Raw genomic sequence first — 20,182 nt, 5'->3', positions numbered from 1 at the left:
TCGACTACTACAACACTGCACGCAGCCACTCAGCCCTCGGAGGACACCCACCGATCACTCGACTGGCCGTGTGAACAACGTCTTCGGTCACAACACCTAGACCAGTCGGCGACGATCCTTTCGACGTCCAGCGGGGCGAGAACCACCGGTGGGCCGCTGATCAGGCCGCGCCGTGCCCGGTCGATCCGCTCGTTCAGGTCGGCGACGTGATCGCGCAGCGCTTGCTCGGTGGAGAAGTCACCGGGCAGGTCCTCGACCGCGCGGCGCAACGCCAGCGACGCCGGGATCACGCCGGCCGCGCCGCCCTCCCGGCGCAGCCAGTCCTTGACCCACCAGTCCTCGTCGTACTCCTCGCCGTACCCTGACAGGGGTTTGCCGGTGCCGGCGAGGTTGTCGAACTCGCCGCGCTCGGTGGCCTCGCGCATCTGCCGGTCGATCGACGACTCGTACCAGTGCACCATCCCCCCAGACTACGGAGGAGCCCGACGTGTGCCGCAACATCCACCAGCTGCACAACTTCGAACCCCCGGCGACCACCGACGAGATCCACGCGGCCGCGCTGCAGTACGTGCGCAAGGTCGCCGGCAGCACCCGTCCCTCACAGGCGAACCAGGCCGCCTTCGACCGAGCCGTCGCCGCGGTCACCGCCGCCACGGCCGAGCTGCTGGCCGAGCTGGTCACCGCCGCGCCGCCCAAGAACCGTGAGGTGGAGGCCGCCAAGGCCCGAGCCCGCGCGGAGAAGCGCTACGCCTCCTGACACCCCCGCGTGCCGGCCGCAGGTCGCCGGGAACTCAGTCGGTGACGGCCGGGAGTTCGCCGGTGTCGTCGAGCGCGCGTGCCGGCGGTCCGTTCCCGGCCGGGATCGGCACCCGGAGCGCGGTCAGCACCCGGGTGGCGGTGGCCTCGCCGTCCCGGACGATCGCGGTGAGAAGGTGCTCCGGGAGGACCGCGACGCCCGCCCGGCCCGCCTCATGGACCGCACTCTGCAGGGCCCGCAGCGCCCGGACCGTGAGCGCCTCGTACTGCCGGATCGCGCCGGTGCCCGCTCCGACGAGGTCGAGGATCTCGTCGTGGATCTCGGCCGGCGTGACCGCGAACTCGTCCAGCACGCCCGGCGCGCTGTCGGCGCGGGCGAGGCCGAGCAGCAGGTGCTCCGTGCCGAGGTAGTCGTGGCCGAGGTCCCGGGCGGCGATCTCGGCGCGGTACAGGGCCAGTTGTGTCTCCCGGTCCACACTGTGTTCCGCGAGCACCCGCGCCCAGGCAGGTTCCGGCGCGTCGGTCAGGGAGCCGGTCACGGTGAACGCGGTGGTCCGGCCGAGGAGGTGGTCGCGCAGGCTGAGGTGCAGGAACTGGTACCCGCCGGCCGCCGGGCGCATCAGGATCCGCTCGTCGGTGTGGCGCAGGAAGGCCCCTAGCCGCCGCGGCACCAGCCCGAGGCCGACCGCCGCGATCCGTGCCGTTCGATGGCTCCACCACGCCGTGAACCCGAGCCCCACCGAGCCGATGACGATGCCGGCCGCCGGGCTGAACATCAGGGCGAGCAGGCCCTGGGCGTACGGCGTCTCGGCGAACAGCGGCCGGATCAGGAGGAACAGCAGGGAGGCCGTGAGGACCGTGGCGGTCACGGTCGCCAGCTGCGCGACGAACGTGGGCAGCGTCGGTGACCGGGTCGAGGCGACCTTGCGGTCCGGCAGCGGGACCGCGACGGCCGCCATCCCGGCGAGCAGGCCGGCGATCGGGCCCGGGACGAGGCCGACCAGCAGGCCGATCGGCCCGACCAGGACCCACAGGAACAGACCGAGCAACAGTCCCAGCAACGCTCCGAGCCCGAGGCCCTGAGGTATCCGCTCCAGCTCGTAGTCCCAGTCGGCGGCGACCTCGCCCTCCTGGGCGTGCACCCGGACCGCCGCGTAGATCACCGCGACCGCACCGGTCAGCATCACGAAGGACTGGCCGACCTCGGGCTGGGTGAGGTGGCCCACGGCCTCGCGGACCCGGGCCAGGCCCAGCACGGCCAGCACGGCCCAGACCACCCAGAAGACGCCCTGCAGCACGAAGCGGAGTCTCCGGGGCAGCGATGTGAGGCCGAGCCGGCTGAGGCTGAAGTCGGTCCGGCCCTCGGCGGCCATCATCCGCGCGATCGAGCGCAGCCCCTTGCGGGTGGTCTCCGGCGGGAACCGCGGGTCGCCCGCGCGCTCGTCCACGGCGGAGCGCCGCCGGAGCAGCATGACGTCCAGATAGACCGCCCACAGATGCCGGAGCCGCTGCTCGATCGAGCCGACGAGCAGTTCCGGGTCCGGCACCCGGTTCCGGTACGCCAGCATCGCCACACCCAGCGTCAGCGGAGTCCGGAAGAGCTCCGTCAGCCGGACGTCGTCGGTGCACGCCGATCGCAGGTGGGACAGGTCGGGCCCGGCCGCCGTCAGGTACGCGTCGATCGCCTCCGACTCCAGCGGCAGGACGACGACCGCGGTGCCGAAGTTCAGGCGCTTGCCGATCGCCTCGTACTCCCGGATCCGGCACGACACCACCATGCCGACCGTGAGGCGCCTCCGGACCAGCGCGAGCGTGGCCGCGCAGCGGTTGCGCTCGTTCCCGTCGGCGATCTCGTCGAGACCGTCCAGCAGCAGGATCAGCGGCGAGTTCTCGTCCTCGACCCAGGACTGCACGCGCCGCCGAGGCACGTCGTACCGGGTGGCGATCTCCTTGACCAGCCATCCCGTGAACTCCGCGAGGGCCTTGTCGTCCCGGTCGTGCGGTACGGACGACGGCGTGGCCCGCCACCGGCCGGTGGACAGCGGCAGGACGACCGGCGCGGCGTCCGGGCGCTCCAGCAGCGCCTCGGCGAGCTGCAGCATCTGGGTGGTCTTGCCCGAACCGGGGTCACCCACGACGAGCAGCCGGCGCTGCGTGTTCTCGTCGTCGAAGATCTCCATCAGCGAGGTGCCGTGCGGGAAGCGGCGGGTGTGGCGGCCCTCGTGCACCTCCACGGGGCTGGTGAGCAGGTCGGCGCGCTCGGCGAAGTTCAGCTCGGTGGGCACCACGTGCGCAAGCGACCGCGCCAGCACCTGATCGATCCACACCTTGCGGACCGTCACCCGCAGGTCGGACAGCCACCGGTCGCCGGAACCGTCCGGCCCCGTGTACGCCACCGAGCCGCCCTCGTCACGCGGGCTGCGCACCTGCAGCAGCGTCAGCACGGCGATGACCGCGCCGAACATCGTCGCGGAGAGCAGAAGGTGTTCGCGCATCCAGGACTGGCCGGGCAGCGGATGCTCCGCCAGCCAGTCACCCATCGGCGCGAACAGGACCGCGGCCACGGCGCTGACAGCCACCACCGCCGTCAACAAGGGGCGTCGCACGCCGACCGAGCGTAGGGAGCGACGACCGGATCCAGAAGGCTCGAGTCCCCTTCGGGACAGTGCGTAACCACCGTGGGTACTCGGTCGTTATGGCGGCGGAAACCGCCGGGCGGCACAGTCGGCGTGCAGGCCCGAGGGGCATAATCGCCTGTCATGAGCGACGCCTTGATCGACAGCCTCACCGCCGCGGTGCAGGCCCGCCCCGACGACCTTCCGCTGCGGCTGCACCTGGCCGAGTTGCTGGTGTCCGCCGGTCGCGGCGGCGAGGCGATAGCGCATGCCGCGCAGGTCCTGGCGCGCGAGCCGGGCAACACCACCGCGCAGCAGCTGATGACCCGGTCACTGAAACCGGAGAAAACGGCAGAAGAGCCGAAGAATCCCGCTGGTCACGTCGACTGGGCGGCCTTCGAGGAACAGCTCGGCGACGTCGTCCCGCCACGTTTCGCGCGTGCCGACGGCGAGCCCGACCCGGTGCGCGGCCACGCCGACCGCACCTTCGACATAGAGCGCTCCACGATCACCCTCGCCGACGTCGGCGGGATGGCCGAGGTGAAGAAGCGCCTGGAGGTCTCGTTCCTCGGCCCGCTGCGCAACCCGAAGCTGCGCAGCCTGTTCGGCAAGAGCCTGCGCGGCGGCCTGCTGCTCTACGGCCCGCCCGGCTGCGGCAAGACTTTCCTGGCCCGGGCCGTCGCCGGCGAGATGGGCGCGTCGTTCATCTCGCTGAGCATCACCGACGTGCTGAACATGTGGATCGGCTCGTCGGAGCGCAACCTGCACGACCTGTTCGAGTCGGCCCGCGGCCACGCGCCATGCGTGCTGTTCCTCGACGAGATCGACGCGCTGGGGCACAAGCGCAGCCAGTTGCAGTCGTCCATGCGTACCGTGGTGAACCAGCTTCTCACCGAGCTCGACGGGGTGGACGGCGGCAACGACGGAGTGTTCGTGCTGGCCGCCACGAACGCGCCGTGGGACGTCGACGCGGCACTGCGGCGGCCCGGGCGCTTGGACCGTACCCTGCTGGTTCTTCCCCCGGACGGCCCGGCCCGATCCGCCATCCTGGAGTATCACCTGCGCGACCGCCCGGTCGCCGGCATCGACCTTGCGCAGATCGCGGCGGCGACCGAGCACTATTCCGGCGCCGACCTGGCGCACCTGTGCGAGACCGCCGCGGAGTACGCGATGCGCGACTCGATCGCCACCGGCGAGGTCCGCATGATCAACCAGCCGGACATGCTGGCCGCCGTCCGTGAGGTGCGCCCGTCCACCGACGCCTGGTTCTCCACCGCCCGCAACGTCGCCATGTTCGCCAACGAGAGCGGCGAGTACGACGACCTGGCCGCGTACCTCAAGAAGCGCAAGGTGCGGTGACGGCCGCCTCCCGGGCACGCCTGCTCGCCGGGGTCGGCCGCTTCCGTGACGCCGAGGAGGCGGTCCGGTCCGGGCTGATCGAGCTGCCGTCGGATCCGGAGCTGCTGGCGCTGCTCGCCGGCCTGCTCCGGCTGCAGGGCCGCGGCCCGGACGCCCTGGACGCCGCCGACGCCGCGGTGTCCGCCGCTCCGCACCTGGCCGGCACGCACATCGAGCGGGCCGAGTGCCTCCTGCTCAGCGAGCGGCCGGCGGAGGCGCTGGCCGAGGCCGAGGAGGCCGTCCGGCTGGATCCCGCGCATCCGCCCGCGCACCGGGTGCTGGCCCGCACGCTGGTGTCGCACCGTGATTTCGGCCGGGCCCGGGACGCCGCCCGCCGTGCGCTGGCGCTCGATCCGGAGTCGGTGCCGGATCTGCTCACGCTCGCCGAGATCGAGCGGCACGCCGGGCGCCGCGACGCCGCACGCGACGCGGTGCGCCAGGCCCTGGCCCGGGATCCGGAGAACGCCGACGGCCGCTGGATGATCGCTCTGCTGGACGCGGAGCGGTTGCGGGTGGGTTCGGCGATGCGCGGACTGCGCGGGCTGGCCGCCGATCATCCGGCTCAGCTGGGCGGTGTGGCGATGACCTGGCCGATCCGCGGTCTGCTCAGCGGCATGCGGCGCGGCCTGCTGGTCGGTCTGCTGCTGGCCGGTTCGCTCGCGCTGAGCGCTCTCGCCTGGCCCTCGGCGCTGCTTCTGGCCCGGGCCGCCGCGGCGACGGTCGCGGCCGTCATGATTTTCTTCTCGGTGCGGGTGCTGATCCCGGCGGGCCGCCTGCCCTGGCGGTGCCTCGGCCTGCTGCCGCCACGCACGCGACGTGCGGTGGCCTGCGGTTTGGTCGCCGCGAGCGCGACGGTCACGCTTCTTCTTTGGTACGCGGTGAGCACACATTCGCCCGCGATGGTGCTCTGCGCCGGGGCGGTCGGTGTGCTTCTCGCCGCCGGCCGAGCCGAACGTTCCTGACCGCCCGTCTGCGGGTTGGATCACTTTTGCCCGATTGAATCTTGCTCAATGGGCAAGATCGCCGGATGCTGGCCGTCATGGCGAATTCGGCAGTCGTTTGAACAGGCGTAACCCGGTCCGGGAGCTCGCGCTCGTGGCCGGCCTCTTCCTGCTCTACAAGGTGGCCCGCCTCGGTGCCGACGGGCACGTCGCCGAGGCGTTCGCCAACGCGCACGACGTCTGGAACCTGGAGCGGTGGATGCGCCTGCCCGGCGAACTCGCGCTGCAGCACGCCCTGCTCGGCCAGCCGGCCCTGGTGACGGCCGCGAACAGCTACTACGCGTACGTCCACTTCCCGGCCACCGCCGCCTGCCTGATCTGGCTCTGGCTGCGCCACCCGGCGCACTACCGCTGGACCCGCAACGTCCTGGTCCTGCTCACCTCCGGCGCGCTGGCCGTGCACTTCCTGATGCCGCTCGCGCCGCCCCGGATGCTCACCGCCACCGGCATGCTCGACCTGGGCCGGCTCTACGGCCCGGCGGTCTACGGCGCTCCCGAGACCGACCAGCTCTCCAACCAGTACGCCGCCATGCCCAGCCTGCACGTCGGCTGGGCCCTGGTGGTCGCCGTCGCCGTCATCAGCGCCACCTCCGGCAGGTGGCGTGGCCTCTGGCTGCTGCATCCGGCCGTCACCCTGCTCGTGGTCGTCGCGACCGGCAACCACTACTGGCTCGACGCCCTCGCCGCGGCCGCGCTGCTCGCCGCCGCCTACGCGGTGCTGCGCTCGCAGCAGCCGGCGGCCGTGGACGTGGGAAGGGCCCCGCCGCGGCAACGGCGAGGCCCTTCGGAGAAGCTGGCGGATCAGGCGACCGCGTAGAGCGCCTCCGGGGTGACGGCACCGGCGAAGACCCGGCCGTCGTCGGTCAGCAGGACGCTGAACAGCGCGCCGCTCAGCAGCCGGCCGCTGCCCCACGTACCGCTCACCTTCGGCATGACGTCGAGGAAGCCCTGCAGCTGCTCGGCCTCGGCGCCGTCCTTCTTGGCCGCCTTCTCGGCCTCGGCCAGAGCCGAGTCACCGGGCAGCTTCGCGGTGATGATCGAGGTCCAGCCCTTGCCGATGACCTTCGGCTCGCCGCCCTCACCGAGAGCCTTGTGCGCCTCGGCCTGCGCCTCCGCCTTGGCCTTGCCGGCCTCGCGCTTGGCGTCCGCCGCACCGAAGACCTGACCGGCCTCGTCGACCTTCGCGCCCGGCGGCGGGTTGAAGGTGAACTGCTCGGCGTCTGGCACCACGAACGAGATCTGCTCGAACGCCACCCGGAAGGCGGGCTTCGTGGCGTTCTTCGCGTACACGTCCACCCGCAGCGGGATGTGCTCGGTCGCGTCGATCGCCAGGCGGACCTGACCGACCAGTGAGTTCGTGTCCTTGGGGCTCAGCACCAGCTCGTACGCGTCACGCCCGGCCACCTCGGCGGCACCGGTCGTGGCGACCTTCGTCGTCGGGTCGATCGCGGCGAGGGCCGCGTCGGCCGCCTCCTGCGGGCTGGACGGCACACCGGACGGCAGCGCCTCCGGCTTGCCGGTCTCGCTCTTCGGCAGGACGGCGTGCGTGCCGGTGTTGTCCGTGCTGCGCCAGACCCAGACGTCCTGGCCGTTGCGGATCACGTCGGTCTCGCCGTCGGTGCCGACCAGCGCGAACCGGGCCTTGTCCTCACCCGCGTACCAGACGCGGGCGGTGTTGCTGCCGGCGATCAGGCTGGTCAGCCCGCCGCCGCCGCTGCCCGCCATGCTGCCGGCCGCCTGGCTCAGCAGGCCGGCGACGCCGGGAAGGCCGAGGTCGGAGCTCTGCACCACGGTGCCGGACAGCCCCTTCGGATCGGCGCTCTGCAGATCGACCAGCAGCTGGGCGGCGGTGCGCTCCGGCAGCGCCGGGTCGGCGCTCGCCACGATCGTTCCGGCCGCCGCGCCGCCCCCGATGACCGCCACCGCGGCGGCCGACGGTACGAGCCAGCGCAACGCCGGCCTGGACCTGAACACGGACACGATGTCCACCTCCTGTTGTCTGGTAGCCATGGTGCTCCGTCACCGCTGTGATCCCGCTGAGAAAGTCCCTTAAGGGAGGTCCCTGCCGGGTCGGTCAGATAGCCTCATTCTGGGCATACAGGATTTTTGTGATCGGGGGATCCATGGCTACCTACGAGGGGCGTGAACTGCCCAGACCCGGCGAGGAGCTGGTCGACCAGGGGCTCGCGTTCGACCTGGGCACCCTCCGGCGCCGTCAGGTCCTGCGCGGGTTCGGGCTGGGCGCGGCCGCGCTCGGGCTGGGCGCGTGCGGTGACAGCGGGGGCGGGGGCGGCGGGTCCTCGGTCACCACGGAGACGAACGAGGACGCGCTCACCGAGATCCCGGACGAGACGGCGGGGCCGTACCCGGGTGACGGGTCCAACGGGCCGAACGTGCTGACGTCGAGCGGCATCGTGCGCAAGGACATCCGGTCCAGCTTCGGCGGCGCGACCGGTGTGGCCGAGGGCGTGCCGATGACGCTCACCCTGACGATCAAGGACATCGCGAACTCGGACGCGGCGTTCACCGGGGTCGCCGTGTACGTCTGGCACTGCAACCGCGCCGGGGAGTACTCGATGTACTCCGCGGCGATCGCCGAGGAGAACTACCTGCGCGGGGTCCAGATCGCCGACGCCACCGGCAAGGTGGAGTTCACCAGCGTCTTCCCGGCCTGCTACAGCGGGCGGTGGCCGCACATCCACTTCGAGGTCTACCCCGACCAGGCGAGCATCACCGACTCCACGAAGGCGATCGCCACCTCGCAGGTCGCGCTGCCGGAGACCACGTGCGACGAGGTCTACAAGGCCACCGGGTACGAGACGTCGGTCACCAACCTGGCGCAGGTCTCCCTGGACAGCGACAACGTGTTCGGCGAGGACTCCGCCGCCTCCCAGCTGGCGACCGTCACCGGGGACGTGACCAGCGGGTTCGCGGTGACGCTGGAGGTGGGCGTGGACACCACGACCACTCCGACAGGCGGGCAGAACACCGGGGACGGGCGGCCGTCGGGAGCGCCGGGAGCCCCGCCCTCCGGAGCGCCGGGTGGGCAGGGTGGCAATCCGCCGAGCGGGCCGCCTCCCGGTGGGGCGCCGCCGAGCCGCTGAGAGGCCCGCGCCGCTGAGAAGTCCCTGAGAGCCAGTGCCGGAATCCGGCGGCGGCGTGCCAAGGTGTGGGTGTGCGGTTGCTGGTGGTGGAGGATGAGGCACGGCTCGCCGCGGCGCTGCGCCGTGGCCTGCAGGCCGAGGGTTTCGCGGTGGACGTCGCCGCCGACGGGCAGGACGGCCTGGAGATGGCCCGCCACGGCGGTTACGACGCGATGATCCTGGACGTGATGCTGCCGCGCCTGTCCGGTTACCGGGTGGTGCGGCAGCTGCGCGCCGAGCGCCACTGGCTGCCGGTGCTCATGCTCTCCGCCAAGGACGGTGAGTACGACCAGGCGGACGGTCTCGACTGCGGTGCCGACGACTATCTGACGAAGCCTTTCTCGTACATCGTCCTGCTCGCCCGTCTCCGGGCCCTGCTGCGCCGCGGCGCCCAGGCCCGCCCGGTGGTCCTCAGCTTCGGCGACGTGGAACTCGATCCGGCGGAACGCCGGGTGCTCGTGGCCGGCCGCGAGGTCACCCTGACCGCCCGCGAGTTCGCCCTGCTCGAATACCTGATGCGCCGTCCCGGCCAGGTCGTCTCCAAGACCGAACTGCTCGACCACGTCTGGGACGCCGCCCTGGAGACCGCGCCGAACGCCGTCGAGGTCTACGTCGGCTATCTCCGCCGGAAGATCGGCCGGGACCGTTTGGAGACGGTCCGCGGCGCGGGCTACCGGCTCGCCGTGGCCGGCCCCGGATCCGCCCCTGGCTCCCCGGACGATCTCGCCGCTCCCGGCTCCCCGGGCGATCTCGCCGCCCCTCGTTCGCCGGGCGATTGAGTGCGGCGCATCCGTGAGCTGAGTCTGCGGGCCCGGCTGCTGCTGGTCTCCGCCGCCGGACTCGCCCTGGGCCTGGCCGCCGGCGGCATCCTGCTGGTCGCCGTCCTCGGATACGCCCAGACCCGCTCGGTCCACTCCGAGTCCATGGACACCGCCGAGGGCGTCGCCCGCCTGATCGACCAGGGCTCGCTCACCCGGTCCATCCCCGTGCCGCCCGGCGTCCAGGTGCAGGTCCTCGACGCGGGCGACCGGGTCATCGCGGTCTCACTCACCGCCGACCGCCTGGTCCCGATCCTCTACGACGACGAGCTGCGCGACCTGCCCGACGGCCGCAGCGTCCGCATCCCCGGCACCCGCCTCGGCTACCACGGCGAGGCCCGCGTCGTGAAGGTCACCGCCGGCCCGCCCACCGCACCGATGCGGATCCTGGTCGCCCGCTCCACCGACCAGATCACCCAGAGCGTGCACCTGCTCCGCCTCACCGTGCTGGTGATCTTCCCGCTGCTCGTCGGCCTGCTCGCCCTCGTCCTGTGGCGCGCTCTCGGCGCCGCCCTGGCACCCGTCGACGCCCTGCGCTCCGGAGCCGAGGAGATCACCGGCGGCACCCGGGCCGGCCGCCTCCCGGTGCCCCGCTCCCACGACGAGATCTTCCGGCTCGCCGTCACCCTCAACGACATGCTGCACCGGCTCGACGCGGCCCGCGCCCGCCAGCGCGCCTTCGTCGCCGACGCCGCCCACGAGCTGCGCAGCCCGCTCACCAACATGCGCACCGAACTCGAGGTGGCCCAGCACCTTCCCGACGACACCGACTGGCCGGCACTGGCCGACGACCTGCTGGCCGACGTGCAGCGCCTGTCCCGCCTCGTCGACGACCTGCTGCTGCTCGCGCGCCAGGACGACGGCACCACCCGCAACGTCACCGGCCGCGTCGAAGAGCTCGACCTCGGCCAGCTGGTCGGCGAGACCGCCGAACGCTACCCCGACGTCGAACACCGCGACACCGGCGAGCCCCTGCCCCTGACCGGCGAACCCGACGCCCTCGCCCGGGTGGTCGCCAACCTGCTCGACAACGCCGTACGCCACAAACGCGACCGCGTCACCGTCACCACCTCCGCCGACGGCCCCGACCTGCTCATTGTCGTCACCGACGACGGCCCCGGCATCCCCGAGGCCGACCGCGACCGCGTCTTCCAGCGCTTCACCCGCCTCGACGACGCCCGAGCCCGCGACGCCGGCGGCTCCGGCCTGGGCCTGGCCATAGTCCACGAGTTGGTCCGCCGCCACGGCGGCACGGTGACCCTGGCCGACGCGAACCCGGGCCTGCGCGTCGAGGTGCGCCTGCCCGCGACCCCGTGAGACGCACTACCCGGTGGGTCGCTCTCGCTCGCCGGCGGCCGCCAGGCTGAGCCAGAGCTGCAGCGCCGAGTGGACCACACGTGTCTCGAAGTGGTCCTCGCCGTAGATGCGGGCGTGGTCCATCAGCAACTCCCAGGTGAGTTCGGCGGCGGCATGGTGGTCGCCGGCGTCGCTGTACGCGGCTGCCAGGTTCATCCGTGTGGTGAGGCTGCGAGGGTGGTCGGGCCCGAGGACGCGGGCGCAGACCTCGACGAGGTCCCGATAACCGGCGACGCTGTCGTCGCGCAGGCACAGCAGGTTGTTGCGGGTCGCGATGGCCCGCGGATCGTCCGCGCCGAACAGCCGGGTCTCGTCGGCGAGGACGGCCTCGTGAAGGCTCGCGTTCGCGACCTCGCCGGCCTCGCCGAGCCGATGGGCCAGCGAGGACCGGACGCCGAACGTGACCTCGTGTTCCGGGCCCAGGACGCGGCGGCAGTCGGCCAGCAGCTCGCGGAGCGCGGTCACCGCGGCCGCCGGATCGTCCTGCAGCGCCGCGACCTGGCAGCGCGCCACCAGGGTGTAGTGGTGGTCGGGGCCGAGCGTCCGCTCACAGTCGGCCAGCAGCTCGTGGTACGCGCGGGCGGACCAGGCCGGGTTGGTTTCGGCAAGCACGTCGGCGAGGTGCTTGCGGGTGGTCAGGATGTTCGGGTGACACTCGTCGAGAAGGCGGGTCTGCTCGTCCAGGAGCCGCCTCAGCACGGCGGCGGCACCCTCCTCGTTGCCCGCCTCGGCCAGGCTCCGGACGAGGCGGAAGTGAAGAACGTGGGTGGCCGGCGCGATCAGGGTGGTTCCGGCATGATCGCGTACGGCGAGCGCGTTCGACCGCAGCATCTGCTCGCGGAGGCGGCTCGGCTCCACGTCCGGCCAGATGTCGATCAGAGCGTCGGCGGCGATCATCGCCATCGTCTCGACTTCCTCGTCCGAGAGGTTCCCCCGGACCGCCCGCTGCACGAGGCTGTGCGTCTCGACCACGCCGATCCGCGGGTTGAGGGTGATCAGATGCAGTCGGTGCAGGTTGTGCAGGGCCTCGAAGACGTCGCCGGCGTCGTGACCCGTCTCGCCGTCGAGCGTCACGTACCCCACCGCCGACTCGCAGCTGAAGAACTCCAGGGGCACCGCCTCGGGCGCCAGCACCGAGAGCAGGTCGAGGACCGGCCGGGCGAGACCGCGCGGAGCCGACTCGTCCGCCGCCGCGATGGAGACGGCCCAGGTGGCGGCCGGAGCGCCGGAACGCTGTCTCTCGTCGCGCAGGCGGCGCAGATAGGCCGGCGGGTCGAGTTGGCGTTCCCGGAGGAAGGCCGCTGCCTGCGCAAGGGCGAGCGGGAGGTGGCCGAGCGCCTCGGCGAGAGCGCTCGCGTCGCGGCGGGTGACCGGGCAGCCGAGCGCTTGCTTGAGAAAGGCGACCGACTCGTCGGGAGTGAACGTGCCGACCGCCAGACCGCCCTCCCACCGTTGCCGGGTGGTGACCACGGTACGGCCGTGGCCCCCGGCGGGTGGCCACCAGCCTTCGGCGCACTCCGGTGCGTCCAGGTTGTCCAGCACGACGAGCCAGTCCTCGGCGTGCCGCGCCCAGTCGAGGAACCGGCCCGCCGCGGTTTCCGGGGCGGTGTGATCATCCGCGAGCCGGAGAGCGTGCGCCGCCTCGGCGTAGGCGGTGACTATGGCGTCCCGGCTGGTGGCGGTCACCCAGACGACCAGGCCGGACGCGTTGCGGGCCAGGTCGGCGGCGGCCTGGGTCTTGCCGGCGCCGCCGAGGCCGGACAGCACGCGGACGCTGCCTGGCCGGGCGGTGTCCGCCAGGTCGTCGTGCAGACGCCGGTGCTGGAACCGAGTCGGCGTCTGCGGGATCCGGCCGACGACGACCGGTCCCTGCGAACGCCCGCCGGCGGCGGCGTGCGCACTCCCACCGGCGATGGCCCGCACACGCCCGCCGGCGATGGCCCGCACACACCCGCCGTCGGTGGCCTGGGCCCGCCTGTCGGCGGTGGCCTTCGCCCGCCGTTTCCGGAGACGGCTGAGAAGCGGCCGGAGCCGCACGGTGGAGACGAGCATGACGGCCAGGGCGGCCACCGATGCGATCCACGATGCCCGTTCGATGCCGTCCCAGTGCGTCACGGGTCGATCTTCGGGCGCGAGCGCTCGCACATCAGCGGTCATCAGCGGACCAATCGGGGCGAATCCCCGAGGATTTCCCTCGAAGGGTGACGCTCAGCGGTTCGTGAGTGTGCGGAAGAACGTTGTCACGTCCGTGGCGAAGGCGTCCGGGACCTCCAGGGCCGCGAAGTGGCCGCCCCGCTCGAACTCGGTCCAGTGGTGGATGTCGTAGCGCTGCTCGGCCAGCGGGCGGATCGACTGGGTGATGTCGCACGGTAGGACGGCCACTCCCAGTGGCGCTGTCATGGGTGGGCGGGAGGTGGGCAGGCCGGACTCCTTGACGAGGCGGGCGGCAGAGCCGGCGGTGCCGAGGAACCAGTGGTGGGCGATGTTGGCGATGACGCGGTCGTCGGGGACCGGGGTGGACGGGTCGGACCAGGTGTGGAACTTCTCGCCGAGGAAGGCCAGGAGGCCGGCGGGTGAGTCGTTGAGGGCGTACGCCGGGGTCTGCGGGGTGGCGGCGAAGAGGATCTGGTGCGGGTGGCGGTTGGCGGCCAGTCGCATGGTCTTCTCGAGGCGGGCCCGGTCGGCGTCGCCGAGGCCGTCGGCGGGGCCGGCCATGGGCAGGTAGTTCACGTGGACGCCGACGACGTGTTCGGGCGCGATCGCGGCGAGCGCCTGGGAGATGCCGGAGCCCCAGTCGCCGCCCTGCGCGCCGTAGCGGCGGTAGCCCAGACGGTCCATCAGCTCGGCCCAGGCCCGCGCGACCCGGCCCATGCCCCAGCCGGGGCGGGTGGTGGGCCCGGACAGGCCGAAGCCGGGGATGGCGGGGATCACCAGGTGGAAGTGCGGTGCGAGTTTGCCGATCACGTCGAGGAACTCGACGGTGGAGCCGGGCCAGCCGTGGGTGAGGACGAGCGGCAGGGCATGCGGGTCGGCGTTGCGGACGTGGACGAAATACACCCGGTCGCCGCCGATCTCGGTGACGTACTGCGGGAGGGCGTTGAGCTCGGCCTCGTGGGCGCGCCAGTCGAACGCGGCCCAGCGGGTGGCGAGGGCGCGGACGCGGTCCTGCGGGATGCCGTGGTCCCAGCCGGTGCCGGGGATCTCGCCGGGCCAGCGGGTGCGCGCCAGGCGGGTGGTGAGGTCGTCGAGATCGGCCTGCGGGATGCGGAGCGTGGATTCGTTCATGCGCCTAACGTTAGTGTGCCTAACGTTAGGAAGTCCAATGTTATCCTCGCCACGTGGATCATCTGCACAGCTGGTTGCTCACCCAGGTCGCGGCGCACGCGCATCGGCTGGTCGCGGAGGGGATGGGGGCGGTCGGGGCGAGGGGGTATCACTACCGGCTGCTCAGCTCGCTGATCGAGGAGGGGCCGGCGAGTCAGGCGGCGCTCGGGAGGCGGACCAACATTCACCTCAGTGATCTGGTGGGGGCCCTGAACGAGCTGGAGGATGGAGGCTTTATCACGAGAAATACAGACATATCTGACCGGCGGCGCAACGTGATCACGGTGACGCCGAAAGGACGCGACCGCGCCGACGAGCTCGCTGAGCGGGCAAAAACGGTCCAGGACGACCTGCTGGGACCGTTGAGCCAGGAGGAGCGGGACATCCTGGCGGGACTGCTGCGACGCCTTTTGGACCACCATGCCCCGGCGGCCGCGCATCGGCCTGGACGGCGCGGTGACGCCGCGGGTTCATAGGATCGAGAGCGCGGGGACGCGTACCCCCAAAAACGAAACGGCCGCCACCAAAAACTGGCGGCGACCGTTTTCGCTCAGCTCTAGCCCGGTCGGCGATAGCCGGCGATCGGACCCCGGTCGATCGTCGCCATCCGCACATGGTCTCCCGTGTGCGGAGCGTGCACCACCTTGCCGCCGCCGATGTAGATGGCGACGTGATGCACGTCGGAGTAGTAGAAGACCAGGTCGCCCGGCTTCAACTCGCTCCGGCTGACCGTTTTGGTCGAGCCCCACTGGTCCTTCGTGTAGTGCTCCAGGTGCACGCCGACCGCCGCCCACGCCGCCTGCGTCAGGCCCGAGCAGTCGTAGCTGCCGGGACCGTCGGAGCCGAAGACGTAGGGCAGGCCGATCAGGTCGCACGCCTTCTGGGCCGCGCGACCACCCTTGTCGTTGGTGTACGTAACCGGACAGGGACCGGTACGCAGCGGGCCGTCGTCGACGTTGGACGTGCCGTACGCCTCGATCCGCAGCTTCTGGAGGTCCTTGATCTCGCCCTCGATCGCCTTCTTCTTCGACGCCAGGTCGGTGTCGCGGGTGGCGATCTCGGTCTCGAGCTGGTCCACCTTGGCCTTGTCGGTGGCGTACTTGTCGCGCAGCTTCGCCACCTCGGCGATCGACTGCTCCTGGTTGTAGGCCAGCTGGTCGAGAAGGGTGAGCTTCTCGGTCAGACCGGTCGGGGAACCACTGATCAGCATGGCGTTGAGCACGCTCGGGGGGCCCTGCATGTAGGCGTCGACCGCGAGGCCGCGCACCTCCTTCATGGCCACGTCCACCTGCGCCTGCAGCGGCGCGAGGGTGTTCGCCAGCTGCTTCTGCTGCTTGCGCAGCTTGGTCAGCTTCCCGTGCACGTCGTTGTACTGCTCGATGACGGGTTCGAGCGTGTTCCACTGCTCATCGATCTGCTTCTCGATGGCGGAGGGGGTCGGCTCGGCGTGGGCAACAGCCGGCCCGGTGAGAACGAGCCCGGCAGTGGCCACAAGGCAGGCCAGCCCGCGCAGGAAGCGTTTCACGTTGTTGCGTTGTCCTTTCTTCCTGGTCAGGCCGCCGACCGGGTTAGCTGACGGGTTCGGGTGGGAAGCACACCCGGCCGCTTTCGCACGACTTCACCCCGGAACTACCTGGGTCCCCGGTTCGTCTGTCGACGATTAGGCGGTGGTCCGTCAGATCGGCCGGGATGGACGATGGGGGGCTGCCGGACCGGGGACCACCGTACTCGGATCATGCCGGTGACTGGAAGCGCGGCTTCCATTTCCTACTGCGTGCAGGTTTATGGATACGCCCCGTCACTGAATGGGCCAGGCGTCCAGCGCTTTTCCCAGCCAGGGCACCACGAGGATCACGGTAGGTAGCACGAGCAGCCCGGTTGCGGCGGCGGCCGCGGCGAGGGTCACGGCGGTCGAGTTGCGGTCCGGGCCGGACAGCCGCGCCAGCCTGCGGCGGCGAGATTCACCCTCCGGGTCGGCCGCGACCTCCTCCGCCAGCGGGACAGCGTCGGCAAGCCGGGCCAACGCGGCCCGCAGCGGTGCCGGGCCCGTGCGGCGACGTGCGGCATCGTCCGCCACCATCTCCAGAAGCAGATGTACGGCGTCAAGCGGCTGCCTGCTGCGGAGCGGCCGTGGCACCGCGCGGTAGAAGGCGGTGAACGACTCCATCACCAGCTCGTGCCGGTGGCGCAGGTGGGCGCGCTCGTGCGCGAGGACGGCGTCGACCTGCTCGCGGTCGAGGACGCGAAGGACACCGTCGCTGAGCACGACCCGCGGGGACCGGCCCGGTACGCAGTAGGCCAGGGGCAGCGGGCCGTCGAGGACGCGCACCTCTCCCCCGCCGAGGTCCTCGTGGCGCTCGACCCGGTCGAGCAGGTCCACGAGCATGCGGTGCCGGGCCCGCCGCGCCCGCGCCCGGTAGCTGACCCGGCCGAGCGAGATGAGCAGCCGCGCGACGATCGTGCCGGCGACGGCCAGGGAGAAGCCGAGCGCGGCGGCCGCCTCGGGGTGGCGGGCGCCGGCGGCGCGGGTCAGTTCCTCGGGGGCGGCCAGGACGACGCCCAGGGCACAGAGCACCGCGGTGAGCGTGAGCGCCTGCCAGAGGATCACGGCGGCGACCGGTGCGCGGTCCGGCCAGCGGGCGTTGGCCAGGGCGCCGGGCACGACCAGGGAGAGGGTGAGCCCGAGCGCGCCGAGCAGGAGGGCGGTCACCGCTCGGCGTTGGTCGCCGCTTCTATCGCGGCTCGCAGGGCCTCGGGGGGTAGCTGGCCGACGAAGTAGGCGAGGGCGGCGTCCCGGTCCGGGGTGGCGGTCAGCGCGTCCATCATCAGCCCCGCGGTCATCTCCTCGCGGGACCGGGCCGGGGCGTACTTGTACGCCTTGTCGGCCTTCTGCTGGACCACGACGCCCTTCTTGGCGAGGCGGTCCAGGACGGTCATCACCGTCGTGTACGCCAAGTCGCGGTCGCGGCTGAGCAGGTCGTGGACCTGCCGGACGGTGAGCGGCTCACCCGCGTCCCAGAGTTTCGTCAGGACCTCGCGTTCGAGGTCGCCCTTCGCCATGTCTCCCATCCTACTTCAAGTTGTCGTACTACACGTCGTAGTATCTACTACGAAGCGTCGTAGGGGGCTGTCATGGATGTGCTTGATTTGACGCGGCTGCAGTTCGCGGTCGTGACGATCTACCACTATCTGTTCGTGCCGGTGTCGATCTCGCTGGCATGCACGGCTGCGGGACTGCACCTGGCCTGGATGCGAACTGGGCGTGCCGCCTTTCTGGACCTGACGCGATTTGTCGGGAAACTGCTGATCGTGACGTTCGCCGTGGGGGTGGTCACCGGGCTGGTGCAGGAGTTCCAGTTCGGGCTCGGGTGGAGCGCTTTTGCCCGATTTTATGGGGATGTATTCGGACCTACGCTGGCCATCGAGGGGATGCTGGCGTTCTTCCTCGAGGCGACGTTCCTGGCGCTCTGGTATTTCGGGTGGGACCGGCTGCCACGGCGTCTGCACGCGGCGACGATCGTCGTGGTGGCGGTGGGGACGTTGCTTTCGGCGTACATCATCCTGGCGGCCAACTCGTTCATGCAGAACCCGGTCGCCTATGCCCTGGACCCGTCCACCGGGCGGGCTCACCTCACCAGCTTCGGGGAGCTGCTGACCAACGAGGTCGTGCTGGCGGCGTTCCCGCACACGATCGGCGGTGCGGCGATGGCCGGTGGCGGCCTGCTCATGGCCATCGGGATCTGGCGAGTGTCCGCTGATCGGACATTTCATGTTTTATCGCGGATCGGTGCCTGGATCATGCTGGTGGGCGGGGCTGTCACCGCCATCAGCGGTGATCACCTCGGGAAGGTGATGACGTCCGTGCAGCCGATGAAGATGGCTGCCGCTGAGGCGTTGTATTCGACCACCACCGGAGCGCCGTTCTCGATCTTCGCCATCGGTGCGCTCGGGCACGATCGGCCGTTCTTCAGCATCGAGATCCCGGGGCTGCTCTCGTTCCTCGGCACAGGGTCGTTCGGCGGGACCGTGCAGGGGATCGACGATCTGCAGGCGCAGTACGTCGCGGCCTACGGGCCGGGCAGCTATGTGCCGATGATTCCGGTGGCGTTCTGGACGTTCCGGCTGATGATCGGGGTCGGCGTGCTGGCGATGGCCCTGGCGGCGTTCCATCTCTGGTCGACCTGGTCACGCCGTCTGGCATTTCTGCCGCGGGTGTTGCAGCCGGGTTCCGGGACTCCTCGCTGGTTGCGGCGATTCGTGGTGGTGGCGCCGCTGTTGCCGGCCGCGGCCAACACGTTCGGTTGGATCTTCACGGAGACCGCTCGGCAGCCGTGGCTCGCTTTCGGGATCTCCAAGGTGGCTGACGGGATCTCGCCCGGGTTGACGTCCGCCGAGGTGGTGGCGTCCCTCGCCGGATTCACGCTGGTCTACGGGTTGCTGGCGGTCGCGTGGGTGCGCCTGGTGCTGCACCTGTCCCGCAAGCCACTGACCCCCGAAGTATCGGATATTTCCGCTTCCGAGCCGGTTCCGTCCTACTAGGAGCTCTGTCATGGTCACCTTCTGGTTCGCGGTGCTGGTCCTCGCATGGGTGCTCTACTTCGTCCTCGAGGGCTTCGACTTCGGCGTCGGCATCCTCGGCCCCCTGCTCGGGCGCGACCCGCACGAACGCGGCGCCGTCATCCGCACCATCGGCCCGTTCTGGGACGGCAACGAGGTCTGGCTGGTCGCCGCGGTCGGCGTCACGTTCGCCGCCTTCCCCGACTGGTACGCCGCCCTGATGTCCGCCCTCTACCTGCCCATGGTCGCGATCCTGCTGCTCCTGGCCGTGCGCGGCGTAGCCCTCGAATTCCGCGGCAAGCACTCGTCCGCGTCGTGGCAGCGCCGCTGTGACCTGCTGCTGTCGGCCAGCTCGGCGGGCATCGTCCTGCTCTGGGGCGCGGTGCTCGGCGTGTTCGTCCACGGGCTCGCTCTGGGCGCGGACGGCGAGGTCACCGGCACCGGTCTCAGCCGCAGCCTCAGTCCTCTGCTCACTCCCGCGGCCGGGCTGGGCGCGCTCGCCGGGCTCCTCGCGGCGATCCTGCTGGGTGCGACGTTCCTCTCCCTGCGCACCACCGGCCCGGTGCGCCACCGGGCACGCGATCTGGCACGCCATGCCAGCACGGGAGGCGCGGTCACCCTTTTACTTCTAGGCATCGGTACGGGTTCCAAGCTCGCTCTCGCCGCAGCCGCCCTGGTCTTCGTGGCCGGTCTGCAGGCTCGGGGAAAGCGAGAGGCTCTGGCGTTCTCCGTCGTGGCCCTGGCGGTGGCCGGAGCGGTGGTGGCGGTCTTCACAGTCCACGGGGACGTGGTACTCGCCAGCACCCTCGACCCGTCGTGGAGCCTGACCCGCTCGTCAGCCGCCGCCGGCCCGGAGGCACTACGCCTGCTCACGATCGCCGGTGTGCTGATCCTGCCGGGGGTGCTGGTCTATCAGGCCTGGTCATACTGGGTGTTTCGCCGCCGCGTCGCCAGCGAACGGGTGCCGTCATGAGAGTGCCCGCCTCCACTTCCTCGGCGCCCGCCCCTGCCAACGCCTCCTCAACCTCTCCCGTTTCCTCCTCCACGCCCTCCGCTCCCTCCACGCCTCCCTCTCCCTCCGCGCCCTCCGCGCCTCCCGCGCCCTCCGCGCTTCCCCCTCCCTCCACGCCTCCCGCGCCCTCCGTGCCTCCCCCTCCCTCCGCGCCCTCCGCTTCCGACGTTTCTTCCTTGTCTTCTGTTTCCTCCGCGTCTCC

General features: G+C 71.3%; 18 protein-coding genes and 1 riboswitch. Of the genes, 10 read left to right on the top strand and 8 right to left on the bottom strand.

Going from position 1 to position 20,182, the window contains the following annotated elements; genetic code table 11:
• Positions 1-29 precede the first annotated feature (29 nt).
• The gene (locus AB0M02_RS35850; protein ID WP_364235300.1) at positions 30-461 is read right to left on the bottom strand and encodes a DUF1992 domain-containing protein; all 432 of its coding nucleotides are present in this window, start codon (positions 459-461) and stop codon (positions 30-32) included.
• A gap of 26 nt (positions 462-487) precedes the next feature.
• Here AB0M02_RS35850 and AB0M02_RS35845 point away from each other — a divergent pair, with 26 nt between their 5' ends.
• Complete coding sequence (locus AB0M02_RS35845; RefSeq protein ID WP_364235298.1) at positions 488-757, top strand: DUF2277 domain-containing protein; 270 nt, start codon at positions 488-490, stop codon at positions 755-757.
• A 34-nt stretch (positions 758-791) separates the two neighbouring features.
• Here the strand turns inward: AB0M02_RS35845 and AB0M02_RS35840 are convergent, their stop codons facing one another.
• Entirely contained in the window at positions 792-3,362 is a 2,571-nt protein-coding gene (locus tag AB0M02_RS35840) for a Clp protease N-terminal domain-containing protein (RefSeq protein WP_364235296.1), read from the bottom strand.
• 153 nt (positions 3,363-3,515) lie between these two features.
• Between AB0M02_RS35840 and AB0M02_RS35835 the strand changes: the two genes are divergently transcribed.
• From AB0M02_RS35835 to AB0M02_RS35825, 3 genes are all read left to right on the top strand, one after another.
• Entirely contained in the window at positions 3,516-4,730 is a 1,215-nt protein-coding gene (locus AB0M02_RS35835; protein ID WP_364235293.1) for an AAA family ATPase, read from the top strand.
• Positions 4,727-5,731, top strand: coding sequence for a tetratricopeptide repeat protein (locus AB0M02_RS35830; RefSeq protein WP_364235290.1), 1,005 nt, complete (start codon positions 4,727-4,729; stop codon positions 5,729-5,731). Before AB0M02_RS35835 ends, AB0M02_RS35830 begins: the two co-directional genes overlap by 4 nt.
• 97 nt (positions 5,732-5,828) lie before the next feature.
• Positions 5,829-6,587: a phosphatase PAP2 family protein gene (locus AB0M02_RS35825; RefSeq protein WP_364235287.1), complete on the top strand. Its 759-nt coding sequence runs from the start codon at positions 5,829-5,831 to the stop codon at positions 6,585-6,587.
• Here AB0M02_RS35825 and AB0M02_RS35820 read toward each other — a convergent pair.
• Positions 6,572-7,750: a hypothetical protein gene (locus AB0M02_RS35820; RefSeq protein ID WP_364235284.1), complete on the bottom strand. Its 1,179-nt coding sequence runs from the start codon at positions 7,748-7,750 to the stop codon at positions 6,572-6,574. The genes AB0M02_RS35825 and AB0M02_RS35820 overlap by 16 nt on opposite strands.
• 143 nt (positions 7,751-7,893) lie before the next feature.
• Here AB0M02_RS35820 and AB0M02_RS35815 point away from each other — a divergent pair, with 143 nt between their 5' ends.
• The 3 genes from AB0M02_RS35815 to AB0M02_RS35805 all read left to right on the top strand — a co-directional run bounded on the left by AB0M02_RS35815 (position 7,894) and on the right by AB0M02_RS35805 (position 11,048).
• On the top strand, positions 7,894-8,874 hold the full coding sequence (locus tag AB0M02_RS35815; protein ID WP_364235282.1) for an intradiol ring-cleavage dioxygenase: 981 nt from the start codon (positions 7,894-7,896) through the stop codon (positions 8,872-8,874).
• A 71-nt stretch (positions 8,875-8,945) separates the two neighbouring features.
• Positions 8,946-9,692 carry a response regulator transcription factor gene (locus AB0M02_RS35810; protein ID WP_364235280.1) on the top strand — a complete coding sequence of 249 codons (747 nt, stop codon included), beginning with the start codon at positions 8,946-8,948 and terminating at the stop codon, positions 9,690-9,692.
• Positions 9,693-11,048, top strand: coding sequence for a HAMP domain-containing sensor histidine kinase (locus AB0M02_RS35805; protein ID WP_364235278.1), 1,356 nt, complete (start codon positions 9,693-9,695; stop codon positions 11,046-11,048).
• A gap of 6 nt (positions 11,049-11,054) precedes the next feature.
• Here the strand turns inward: AB0M02_RS35805 and AB0M02_RS35800 are convergent, their stop codons facing one another.
• Both AB0M02_RS35800 and AB0M02_RS35795 read right to left on the bottom strand, forming a co-directional pair.
• On the bottom strand, positions 11,055-13,202 hold the full coding sequence (locus tag AB0M02_RS35800; RefSeq protein WP_364235275.1) for a tetratricopeptide repeat protein: 2,148 nt from the start codon (positions 13,200-13,202) through the stop codon (positions 11,055-11,057).
• A 93-nt stretch (positions 13,203-13,295) separates the two neighbouring features.
• Positions 13,296-14,372 (bottom strand): epoxide hydrolase family protein, encoded by a 1,077-nt coding sequence (locus AB0M02_RS35795; protein ID WP_364235273.1) that lies wholly within the window; start codon positions 14,370-14,372, stop codon positions 13,296-13,298.
• A gap of 53 nt (positions 14,373-14,425) precedes the next feature.
• On the opposite strand from AB0M02_RS35795, the gene AB0M02_RS35790 reads away from it, so the two are divergent.
• Positions 14,426-14,887 (top strand): MarR family transcriptional regulator, encoded by a 462-nt coding sequence (locus AB0M02_RS35790; protein ID WP_364235270.1) that lies wholly within the window; start codon positions 14,426-14,428, stop codon positions 14,885-14,887.
• Between the two features lie 80 nt (positions 14,888-14,967).
• On the opposite strand, the gene AB0M02_RS35785 is transcribed toward AB0M02_RS35790, so the two are convergent.
• The 3 genes from AB0M02_RS35785 to AB0M02_RS35775 all read right to left on the bottom strand — a co-directional run bounded on the left by AB0M02_RS35785 (position 14,968) and on the right by AB0M02_RS35775 (position 17,471).
• A complete protein-coding gene (locus AB0M02_RS35785; RefSeq protein WP_364235268.1) occupies positions 14,968-15,936 on the bottom strand; it encodes an NlpC/P60 family protein in 969 nt (322 codons plus the stop codon).
• Positions 15,937-15,953: 17 nt separating this feature from the next.
• Positions 15,954-16,088: riboswitch (cyclic di-AMP (ydaO/yuaA leader) on the bottom strand.
• 121 nt (positions 16,089-16,209) lie between these two features.
• Complete coding sequence (locus AB0M02_RS35780; RefSeq protein ID WP_364235265.1) at positions 16,210-17,121, bottom strand: M56 family metallopeptidase; 912 nt, start codon at positions 17,119-17,121, stop codon at positions 16,210-16,212.
• Positions 17,118-17,471 carry a BlaI/MecI/CopY family transcriptional regulator gene (locus AB0M02_RS35775; RefSeq protein ID WP_364235262.1) on the bottom strand — a complete coding sequence of 118 codons (354 nt, stop codon included), beginning with the start codon at positions 17,469-17,471 and terminating at the stop codon, positions 17,118-17,120. Before AB0M02_RS35775 ends, AB0M02_RS35780 begins: the two co-directional genes overlap by 4 nt.
• Before the next feature lie 72 nt (positions 17,472-17,543).
• Here AB0M02_RS35775 and AB0M02_RS35770 point away from each other — a divergent pair, with 72 nt between their 5' ends.
• Entirely contained in the window at positions 17,544-18,950 is a 1,407-nt protein-coding gene (locus AB0M02_RS35770) for a cytochrome ubiquinol oxidase subunit I (RefSeq protein ID WP_364235260.1), read from the top strand.
• Positions 18,951-18,960: 10 nt separating this feature from the next.
• On the top strand, positions 18,961-19,941 hold the full coding sequence (gene cydB / locus AB0M02_RS35765) for a cytochrome d ubiquinol oxidase subunit II (protein ID WP_364235257.1): 981 nt from the start codon (positions 18,961-18,963) through the stop codon (positions 19,939-19,941).
• Positions 19,942-20,182: the final 241 nt, after the last annotated feature.

The sequence above is a fragment of the Actinoplanes sp. NPDC051861 genome (assembly GCF_040681145.1).
Lineage (GTDB): Bacteria > Actinomycetota > Actinomycetes > Mycobacteriales > Micromonosporaceae > Actinoplanes.
This window is presented reverse-complemented; position numbering and strand designations above follow the sequence as displayed.

Coding starts and splice junctions, on each gene's coding strand:
- AB0M02_RS35835 (WP_364235293.1), top strand. CDS start 3,516: ATGAGCGACGCCTTGATCGACAGCCTCACCGCCGCGGTGCAGGCCCGC.
- AB0M02_RS35795 (WP_364235273.1), bottom strand. CDS start 14,372: ATGAACGAATCCACGCTCCGCATCCCGCAGGCCGATCTCGACGACCTC.
- AB0M02_RS35775 (WP_364235262.1), bottom strand. CDS start 17,471: ATGGCGAAGGGCGACCTCGAACGCGAGGTCCTGACGAAACTCTGGGAC.
- cydB (WP_364235257.1), top strand. CDS start 18,961: ATGGTCACCTTCTGGTTCGCGGTGCTGGTCCTCGCATGGGTGCTCTAC.
- AB0M02_RS35770 (WP_364235260.1), top strand. CDS start 17,544: ATGGATGTGCTTGATTTGACGCGGCTGCAGTTCGCGGTCGTGACGATC.
- AB0M02_RS35850 (WP_364235300.1), bottom strand. CDS start 461: ATGGTGCACTGGTACGAGTCGTCGATCGACCGGCAGATGCGCGAGGCC.
- AB0M02_RS35815 (WP_364235282.1), top strand. CDS start 7,894: ATGGCTACCTACGAGGGGCGTGAACTGCCCAGACCCGGCGAGGAGCTG.